This is a genomic window from Roseivivax halotolerans (assembly GCF_900115815.1).
Lineage (GTDB): Bacteria > Pseudomonadota > Alphaproteobacteria > Rhodobacterales > Rhodobacteraceae > Roseivivax > Roseivivax halotolerans.
This window is the reverse complement of sequence record NZ_FOXV01000036.1, coordinates 1-1,594: the sequence shown is the minus strand read 5'-3', so window position 1 is coordinate 1,594 and position 1,594 is coordinate 1. Positions and strand designations below refer to the sequence as shown.

General features: G+C 61.7%; 2 protein-coding genes. Both read left to right on the top strand.

Annotation, left to right across the window (positions count from 1 at the left end; all coding sequences use genetic code 11):
* Positions 1 to 340 precede the first annotated feature (340 nt).
* On the top strand, positions 341 to 778 hold the full coding sequence (locus BM171_RS18590; protein WP_139218762.1) for a hypothetical protein: 438 nt from the start codon (positions 341 to 343) through the stop codon (positions 776 to 778).
* 468 nt (positions 779 to 1,246) lie between these two features.
* Positions 1,247 to 1,594: ATP-binding cassette domain-containing protein (locus tag BM171_RS18585; RefSeq protein ID WP_139218761.1), on the top strand; the 348-nt coding region annotated here is incomplete at its 3' end.

Here is a 1,594-nt window from a genome sequence, read left to right as displayed (position 1 = left end):
TTTGTACCGCTGCCGGACCGGACATCCTGATTGAAGAAGCGGGAGATGCGTCGCTCTGCGAGGGGTCAGCAGGGGAACGCCGAACCGTACACAGGCAGGTTCGAGACGCGATCCTGTCATTTCTCGAGGACGTTGCCGAATAGGCGGGCATGGCTCGTCTGTCATGCTGTGAAGCTCGTCCGGAGCGATCCGAGTGCGCCTCTGCTGCACTGCAACCGCCTCTCTGGCACGGTCTTCTTCGCCAGAGCTGGGGCCGTGCAAACCTTGGCAGACCATTTGATCAGCATACGTGCCCAAAGTGTGTGGAGCCGCAGTCCCGTTTGGGGGAGGTTATGCAGACGTGAGACTCGAATTGAGACTTCCCGAAGGCCTTCGCGAAAAGACCGAGCTTCTGGACGCCCTGGATGTCGCCGAGGGGAACGAGGCAGCCAAGAGCCTGCTGCGCCCGATCCTGACGATCCTTTGCCGCGCCGTGTCCTCCGGCATCCAGCAGGAGGTCTTCGAAAACTTTGAGCGCTACGCGACCGTGACGACCCTGCCACGGCAGGGCCTCGGCGCGGTTCGGATCGCGCTCGACCTGCGCGAGGCGGACCTTGAAGCGGCACGCGGAGAACTCATCGATCTCGCCATGGAGGGATCTGAATGGATCTGGCAAACCGCGTCGGACGGACAGAGCGCCGTTGTCTTCGAGGTTCTCTGCGACATTCTCGATGAGGGACTGGCCCCTGTCGACCAGCAGGCCCTGCTCGACGCCAACCTTGCTGACTTGGCAAACTGACCTGGCACCACCCGCGATCCGCCCGTTCTGCCAAGTGTCGAATACCGACCACGTCGTGGTCCATCGGTTCTGAAGGACGATACGGACCGCCAAAGAGCCTTCCCGGCACCTGGAAACTGCGTCTCAACGCCCGCTTTGGGGCTCTCGCTCCAGTAGAAAATGTTCGCGCGACGGTTTTCTGCTCTACGCTGCGACAAGCCCGAAGCAGACCTCCAACTTATCGGGCGACACCGCACCGCAACTTTGCGACAACAGCCTCCCGTGGCTGGCGCGGCGTTAGACTGCACCTGGTCCGGCCTCATGGGACCGGCACTCATCCCGATCCAGCTTCCACGTTCACTTTCTTGGTCATCACACTCAGCTTCCGGGCCCGTGTGATCGCACCTCAGTATGCCGAGAATTCCAAAATCCACTCTCGATCTATCCCAGGTCCTATCGACTAATCCGACGCCTGCTGTACCTTGCAACATGCCAGACACCCCGCATCAGCCCCGGACGCCGAACGTGGACATCGAACATACTAACCTTGCGATCCATGCCCGCGGCCTCGTCCGTCGCTACGGGGATTTGACCGCCGTCGCAGGGATCGACCTCGAGGTGCCGCGCGGCATGATTTTTGCCGTTCTGGGGCCGAACGGCGCTGGAAAGACGACGCTGTTGCGCATGCTGGCCACGTTGGATCCCTCGGATGCCGGAAGCGCGACGGTGATGGGCCATGATGTCGCCGCTGCACCGGAGAAGGTTCGTTTCTGCATCGCGATGACGGGCCAGTTTGCCTCGCTCGACGAGGACCTGACGGGCCGCGAAAACCTGGTG